Here is a 7,624-nt window from a genome sequence, read left to right as displayed (position 1 = left end):
AAATAGGAAAGCAGCCACACGTTAATGCAATCAAAAATGGCTTTATTCGCTTAATGCCGTTAACCCTTGCGGGGGCCATGTTTGTATTAATTAACAACGTTTTTCTAAGCTTTGGGGAGGGGTCATTTTTTTATTCCTTAGGTATTCGCCTAGATGCCTCAACCATTGAAACACTTAATGGCCTGAAAGGTATTGGCGGCAACGTATATAACGGAACATTAGGGATAATGTCTTTAATGGCACCGTTCTTTATTGGCATGGCGCTGGCAGAAGAGCGTAAAGTCGATGCGCTGGCGGCTGGGTTGTTATCCGTTGCAGCATTTATGACCGTCACCCCATATAGTGTCGGTGAGGCCTATGCGGTTGGCGCAAACTGGTTAGGTGGAGCGAATATCATCTCCGGGATTATTATTGGCCTGGTGGTGGCAGAAATGTTTACCTTTATTGTCCGCCGCAATTGGGTCATTAAATTGCCCGATAGCGTACCTGCTTCAGTATCGCGTTCCTTCTCGGCATTAATTCCCGGCTTTATTATTCTTTCCGTGATGGGGATTATTGCCTGGGCGTTGAATACCTGGGGCACCAACTTCCATCAGATCATTATGGATACCATCTCAACCCCACTGGCATCGTTGGGTAGCGTGGTGGGCTGGGCCTATGTGATCTTTGTTCCACTGCTCTGGTTCTTCGGTATTCATGGCGCGCTGGCGCTGACCGCACTGGACAACGGCATTATGACGCCGTGGGCGCTGGAAAATATCGCGACCTATCAGCAATATGGTTCCGTCGAAGCGGCGCTGGCAGCCGGTAAGACCTTCCATATCTGGGCCAAGCCGATGCTGGACTCCTTTATTTTCCTTGGGGGCAGTGGTGCGACTTTAGGCCTGATCCTGGCTATCTTTATCGCCTCTCGCCGTGCTGATTATCGTCAGGTGGCAAAACTGGCGCTGCCGTCCGGCATCTTCCAGATTAACGAACCGATTCTGTTTGGTCTGCCAATTATCATGAACCCGGTGATGTTTATCCCGTTTGTACTGGTACAACCGATTCTGGCGGCAATCACCCTCGCAGCGTACTACATGGGCATCATTCCTCCGGTGACCAATATTGCACCGTGGACCATGCCAACCGGTCTGGGAGCCTTCTTTAACACCAACGGTAGCGTCGCCGCATTGCTGGTCGCACTCTTCAACCTTGGTATCGCAACGTTAATTTATCTGCCCTTTGTTGTGGTGGCTAACAAAGCACAAAACGCGATTGATAAAGAAGAGAGCGAAGAAGATATCGCTAACGCCCTGAAATTTTAATCGATGCCGGTACGGGTAATCGTGCCGGTAAGAATAGAGAGGAACGATGTATGATGGATCTCGATAACATTCCCGATACGCAAACGGAAGCTGAAGAGCTGGAAGAAGTGGTGATGGGGCTTATCATCAACTCCGGACAAGCGCGCAGCCTGGCGTATGCGGCACTGAAACAGGCGAAGCAGGGCGATTTTGCTGCAGCAAAAGCCATGATGGATCAGTCACGGATGGCATTGAATGAAGCGCATCTGGTACAGACGAAACTGATTGAAGGCGATGCGGGCGAAGGTAAGATGAAAGTGAGTCTGGTGCTGGTCCACGCTCAGGATCATTTAATGACGTCCATGCTTGCGCGTGAACTGATTACTGAATTAATTGAGCTTCATGAAAAACTGAAGGCATAAGGAGTCGATGATGCAGCCAGTGATTAACGCGCCGGAAATTGCCACTGCCCGAGAACAGCAGTTGTTTAATGGCAAAAACTTCCATGTGTTTATCTATAACAAAACTGAGAGTATCAGCGGGCTGCATCAGCACGACTATTATGAATTTACTCTGGTATTAACCGGGCGTTATTTCCAGGAGATTAACGGTAAGCGCGTGTTACTGGAACGGGGCGATTTTGTTTTTATTCCGTTAGGTTCGCACCATCAAAGTTTTTATGAGTTTGGTGCCACGCGTATATTGAACGTTGGGATCAGTAAACGCTTTTTTGAGCAGCATTACCTGCCGTTGTTGCCTTATTGCTTTGTCGCTTCGCAGGTATACCGGACCAATAACGCTTTTCTCACCTATGTGGAAACAGTGATTTCTTCATTGAATTTCCGCGAAACAGGGCTGGAAGAGTTTGTTGAGATGGTTACTTTTTATGTCATTAACCGTTTACGTCATTACCGCGAAGAACAGGTGATTGATGATGTACCGCAGTGGCTGAAAAGTACGGTAGAAAAGATGCATGATAAAGAGCAGTTTAGTGAATCGGCGCTGGAGAATATGGTGACGTTGTCAGCCAAATCACAGGAATATTTGACGCGAGCGACTCAACGATATTATGGCAAAACACCAATGCAGATTATTAATGAGATCCGTATTAATTTTGCCAAAAAACAACTGGAAATGACCAACTATTCCGTGACGGATATTGCGTTTGAGGCCGGTTATAGTAGCCCGAGTTTGTTTATTAAAACGTTTAAGAAATTAACGTCCTTTACGCCTAAGAGCTATCGTAAGAAATTGACTGAATTTAATCAGTAAGTCGTTATACCTGACAATTCACATATCTGTCCTGTTGCTGGATTATTTATGTCCGGGGGGGCAGATATGCCAGATATCAGTATTCTGTACTGAAGGGAGAAATTATGAGCCAGAAATTAAAAGTCGTCACTATTGGTGGCGGGAGCAGCTATACCCCGGAGTTACTGGAAGGATTTATTAAGCGTTATCACGAATTGCCGGTCAGCGAATTATGGCTGGTGGATGTCGAAGATGGTAAAGAGAAACTGGATATCATTTTTGAACTCTGCCAACGGATGATTGATAACGCTGGCGTCCCGATGAAGCTTTATAAAACGCTGGATCGCCGCGAAGCATTGAAAGATGCTGATTTCGTTACTACCCAACTGCGCGTAGGCCAATTACCGGCGCGCGAACTGGATGAACGTATTCCATTAAGTCATGGTTATCTTGGTCAGGAAACCAACGGCGCGGGCGGTCTGTTTAAAGGTCTGCGTACCATTCCGGTGATTTTTGACATCGTAAAAGATGTCGAAGAACTTTGTCCGAATGCATGGGTGATTAACTTCACTAACCCGGCGGGAATGGTCACTGAAGCCGTTTATCGTCATACCGGATTTAAACGCTTTATCGGCGTGTGTAATATTCCGATCGGCATGAAGATGTTTATTCGCGATGTTCTGATGCTGAAAGACAGCGATGATTTATCTATCGATCTGTTCGGCCTCAACCATATGGTGTTCATTAAGGATGTGCTGGTAAATGGCAAGTCGCGCTTTGCCGAATTGCTTGATGGTGTGGCGTCAGGGCAGTTAAAAGCGTCCTCTGTAAAAAATATTTTCGATCTGCCATTTAGTGAGGGCTTAATTCGTTCGTTAAATCTGCTGCCATGTTCTTATCTGCTGTATTACTTCAAGCAGAAAGAGATGCTGGCTATTGAAATGGGCGAATACTACAAAGGCGGCGCACGAGCACAGGTAGTACAGAAAGTCGAGAAACAACTTTTTGAGCTGTATAAAAATCCGGAGTTGAAAGTTAAGCCGAAAGAACTGGAACAGCGCGGTGGGGCTTATTACTCTGATGCAGCGTGCGAAGTGATCAACGCTATCTACAACGACAAGCAAGCTGAACATTACGTTAATATCCCGCATCATGGGCATATTGATAATATTCCGGCAGACTGGGCGGTAGAAATGACCTGTAAGCTGGGGCGCGATGGCGCGACGCCACATCCGCGCATTACGCATTTCGATGATAAAGTGATGGGGCTGATTCACACCATTAAAGGCTTCGAGATTGCTGCCAGCAACGCCGCACTTAGCGGAGAATTTAACGATGTGTTACTGGCGCTAAACCTTAGTCCGTTGGTGCATTCCGATCGCGATGCTGAGCTGCTGGCACGCGAGATGATTCTGGCGCACGAGAAATGGCTGCCAAATTTTGCCGACTGCATCGCAGAGCTTAAAAAAGCACATTAACCGAGGCTGATTATGGAACGCTTACTGATTGTTAATGCCGATGATTTTGGCTTAAGCAAAGGTCAGAACTACGGCATTATCGAGGCCTGTCGCAATGGGATTGTCACATCAACGACGGCGCTGGTGAATGGGCAGGCTATTGACCATGCGGTGCAGTTGAGTCGTGATGAACCGAGTCTGGCCATAGGGATGCACTTTGTCCTTACTATGGGCAAGCCACTGACAGCTATGCCGGGGTTAACCCGCGATGGTGTGCTGGGAAAATGGATCTGGCTGTTGGCAGAAGAAGATGCTTTACCGCTGGAAGAAATTACTCAGGAGCTTGCCAGTCAGTATTTGCGTTTCATTGAGCTATTTGGACGCAAACCTACGCATCTTGATAGCCATCATCATGTGCATATGTTCCCGCAGATTTTCCCGATTGTTGCCAGGTTTGCGGCTGAAGAGGGGATTGCGTTGCGCATCGACCGTCAGCCGCTATCTAACGCTGGTGATTTACCGGCTAATCTGCGCAGTTCTCAGGGATTCAGTAGCGCGTTTTATGGTGAAGAGATTAGCGAGGCACTGTTCCTGCAAGTGCTGGATGACGCAAGCCATCGGGGTGATCGTTCGCTGGAGGTGATGTGTCATCCGGCGTTTATCGATAATACTATCCGTCAGAGTGCTTACTGTTTCCCACGGTTAACGGAGCTGGAAGTGCTGACATCAGCGTCGTTGAAATATGCAATTGCTGAGCGTGGTTATCGGTTGGGTAGTTATCTTAATGTGTAAGTAAGGTGGTAAGGTCACTCCCCAGGGGACGTGACCTTATCCATATTTACGCCGGAATTTTGTCAATCTTAGGAATGCGTGACCACACGCGGTGTGCTGCCATCAGCGTTAACAGTTCATCCATAAAACTACCGTCGGCGCTGTCAGCTTCCACAATCCCTTCTTCACCCTGGTCAGCGACCTTGATTGTTGCTTTAAACTTGCGCGCGTCTCCCGCCAGCGCAATCGGTTTAAGGTGTTTGTAGGCTTCCATCAGGTAGTAGTTGGCATCGCCGTTGTCAGCGATATCCGCGATATTGCCGCAAGGGACAATGACCGCATCGACCGTCAGCGAAGGTGCACCGGCAAAGGTAGCGGCTATAGGCAACACCGTACCGTCATCCGCAGTCACTTCACCCATTCGGGAGTAGAGCAGTTTGGCATGAACGCCTTTGGCCTTCAGGGCCTTGAGAATGGCCAGAAGGTCTGCCGATCTCACTTCATCATTAAGTAAAATCGCTACCACGCGACCTTTCACATCACCGTCAGGAATGGCGTACAAACTTAAGGATGGAGCCTTTTTCAGACCGTTGACGTCCGGAGGTGGGGTGATATTCAGCTGGTCGTCAGTCAGTTCGATACCGAGATTTTTCGCCACCGCCTGGGCCAGAGTGAGATCAATATGCGCCAGCTGGTCAACAACGCGCTCACGAATATACGGACGAACGACTTTGCTTAACTCAAAACTGAAACCATCGACAATATGGCGCTGCTCGAATGGCGTCTGACTTAGCCAGAACAGACGCGGATGGGAATAATATTCGCCAAACGATGGACTGCGCTCACGAACTTTATTTCCTTCCACGCGTTCCTGATATGATTCAAAACCGCCGCGTTTCGGTCCCGGCGGTGTTTCGCGCGGCCAGTTATCGTTGATCGAGTTCGGTTCGTAATTCGCCGGGTTAGTGTCGATCCCCATACGATGCATGCCATCACGCTGGAAGTTGTGGTAAGGGCAGGTCGGACGGTTAATCGGAATCTCATGGAAATTCGGCCCACCAAGACGACTGATTTGTGTATCGGTATAGGAGAACAAACGTCCCTGCAACAGCGGATCGTTGGTGAAGTCCAGACCAGGAACAATATGACCTGGATGGAATGCTGCTTGTTCGTTTTCGGCAAAGAAGTTATCCGGATTGCGATTGAGCACCATTTTGCCGACACGCTGAACGGGCACCAGTTCTTCCGGGATCAGTTTGGTTGGATCGAGAAGATCGAAGTCGAACTTGAATTCATCTTCTTCAGGAATCAACTGGAAGCCCAGTTCGTATTCCGGAAAATCGCCTGCTTCAATGGCTTCCCACAACTCGCGGCGGTGGAAGTCCGGGTCACGTCCGGTGAGTTTTTGTGCTTCATCCCAAACGAGTGAGGCTTTACCTGCCAGTGGTTTCCAGTGGAAACGTACAAACGTTGCCTTCCCTTCGGCATTAATCAGGCGGAAGGTGTGAATACCGAAGCCTTCCATGGTGCGGTAACTGCGGGGGATGCCGCGATCCGACATCGCCCACATCACGTTGTGCAGAGTTTCAGGTTGCAGAGAAACATAATCCCAGAAAGTATCGTGGGCACTTTGCCCTTGTGGAATTGCCCAGTGCGGTTCTGGTTTTACCGCATGAACAAAATCGGGGAATTTATGCGCATCCTGGATAAAGAAGATTGGCGTGTTATTGCCAACGAGGTCAAAAATACCCTCTTCAGTATAGAACTTGGTGGCAAAACCACGGATATCACGCACGGTATCGGCAGAGCCAGCGCCACCCTGAACGGTAGAGAACCTAACAAATACTGGGGTGATTTTGTTCGGATCTGAGAGGAAATCCGCTTTGGTGATATCGCTTAAGCTTTTATATGGCTGGAAATAACCGTGAGCTGCTGATCCGCGTGCATGAACAATACGTTCCGGGATGCGCTCATGGTCAAAGTGGGTGATTTTCTCGCGCAGAATAAAATCTTCCAGCAGCGTTGGACCACGGTTACCGGCACGCAGTGAGTTTTGATCATCGGCGATGCGCACGCCCTGATTAGTGGTCAGCGCATAATTTTCACTGCCTTTGCGTACGTCTTCCAGAGAATTAAGTTTTTCGTTACGTGTATCAGGGGCTTTCAGGCTCCCAGGGGCGGTAGGTTGTGCACCTGGCGGTGTTGGTTCAGCCGCTGGACGATGAGATCCGTCCTCAGGTGCCAGTGAGTCCATCCCCGGTTTCGCTTCGCTGGAATCGTGTAGTGGTGACTGGTGCTGATGTGGGTTCTTTTCGTTATGTTGCGACATTGAACTCGTCTCCTTAATTTATTACTGAAAGGGCCGCTGTTTTGGTCAAAAAACCCTCTAACTATAGACCATCAGCCAGATCCCGCTTCGGAGACTATTCTGGAAACGGTGTTATGAAATACACGCAAAGTAGGACGTACAGGGGCTAAATCGGCTAAACTACAGTTTTTCTGATTTTTAATATGCGTTTAGTGAAGCCAGTAATGAAGAAACCGCTCCGCCAGCAAAACCGCCAGATTATTAGCTATGTCCCACGCACGGAACCCGCGCCGCCAGAACATGCGATAAAGATGGATTCGTTTCGTGATGTCTGGATGCTGCGTGGCAAATATGTTGCGTTTGTACTGATGGGAGAGTCATTTCTGCGCTCACCGGCGTTTACTGTGCCTGAATCCGCCCAGCGTTGGGCAAATCAGATCCGCCAGGAAGGGGAAGTGACTGAGTAAAGATTACGTACCTCCCGGTTTTGCCGGGAGTTACATGACCTGAAATTCTGTATTTCATTGCTACATTCATTCAAACCACCAGTA

Annotated in this window: 7 protein-coding genes; 6 read left to right on the top strand and 1 reads right to left on the bottom strand. The window is 48.6% G+C overall.

The window, feature by feature from the left end:
* The first annotated feature begins 2 nt into the window (after positions 1-2).
* From chbC to chbG, 5 genes are all read left to right on the top strand, one after another.
* Positions 3-1,307, top strand: a complete 1,305-nt coding sequence (gene chbC, locus E0D98_RS19560; protein ID WP_131890864.1) for a PTS N,N'-diacetylchitobiose transporter subunit IIC — start codon at positions 3-5, stop codon at positions 1,305-1,307.
* Between the two features lie 50 nt (positions 1,308-1,357).
* Positions 1,358-1,708 (top strand): PTS N,N'-diacetylchitobiose transporter subunit IIA, encoded by a 351-nt coding sequence (chbA, locus tag E0D98_RS19555; RefSeq protein ID WP_000968919.1) that lies wholly within the window; start codon positions 1,358-1,360, stop codon positions 1,706-1,708.
* A 7-nt stretch (positions 1,709-1,715) separates the two neighbouring features.
* Positions 1,716-2,558 (top strand): transcriptional regulator ChbR, encoded by an 843-nt coding sequence (chbR, locus tag E0D98_RS19550; protein WP_000983653.1) that lies wholly within the window; start codon positions 1,716-1,718, stop codon positions 2,556-2,558.
* Between the two features lie 104 nt (positions 2,559-2,662).
* Positions 2,663-4,015, top strand: coding sequence for a 6-phospho-beta-glucosidase (gene celF / locus E0D98_RS19545; protein WP_000078722.1), 1,353 nt, complete (start codon positions 2,663-2,665; stop codon positions 4,013-4,015).
* 12 nt (positions 4,016-4,027) lie between these two features.
* Positions 4,028-4,786, top strand: a complete 759-nt coding sequence (chbG, locus tag E0D98_RS19540) for a chitin disaccharide deacetylase (RefSeq protein WP_131890861.1) — start codon at positions 4,028-4,030, stop codon at positions 4,784-4,786.
* Positions 4,787-4,832: 46 nt separating this feature from the next.
* On the opposite strand, the gene katE is transcribed toward chbG, so the two are convergent.
* Positions 4,833-7,094, bottom strand: coding sequence for a catalase HPII (katE, locus tag E0D98_RS19535; RefSeq protein ID WP_050877021.1), 2,262 nt, complete (start codon positions 7,092-7,094; stop codon positions 4,833-4,835).
* A gap of 182 nt (positions 7,095-7,276) precedes the next feature.
* On the opposite strand from katE, the gene cedA reads away from it, so the two are divergent.
* Entirely contained in the window at positions 7,277-7,540 is a 264-nt protein-coding gene (cedA, locus tag E0D98_RS19530) for a cell division activator CedA (RefSeq protein WP_001241561.1), read from the top strand.
* Positions 7,541-7,624 lie beyond the last annotated feature (84 nt).

The sequence above is a fragment of the Escherichia sp. KCJ4928 genome (assembly GCF_004352695.1).
Taxonomy (GTDB): domain Bacteria; phylum Pseudomonadota; class Gammaproteobacteria; order Enterobacterales; family Enterobacteriaceae; genus ECMA0423.
Note: the sequence above shows the minus strand (reverse complement) of the source record. Positions and strands in the feature narration are given on the sequence as shown.

Coding starts and splice junctions, on each gene's coding strand:
- chbA (WP_000968919.1), top strand. CDS start 1,358: ATGATGGATCTCGATAACATTCCCGATACGCAAACGGAAGCTGAAGAG.
- chbR (WP_000983653.1), top strand. CDS start 1,716: ATGATGCAGCCAGTGATTAACGCGCCGGAAATTGCCACTGCCCGAGAA.
- celF (WP_000078722.1), top strand. CDS start 2,663: ATGAGCCAGAAATTAAAAGTCGTCACTATTGGTGGCGGGAGCAGCTAT.
- chbG (WP_131890861.1), top strand. CDS start 4,028: ATGGAACGCTTACTGATTGTTAATGCCGATGATTTTGGCTTAAGCAAA.
- katE (WP_050877021.1), bottom strand. CDS start 7,094: ATGTCGCAACATAACGAAAAGAACCCACATCAGCACCAGTCACCACTA.
- cedA (WP_001241561.1), top strand. CDS start 7,277: ATGCGTTTAGTGAAGCCAGTAATGAAGAAACCGCTCCGCCAGCAAAAC.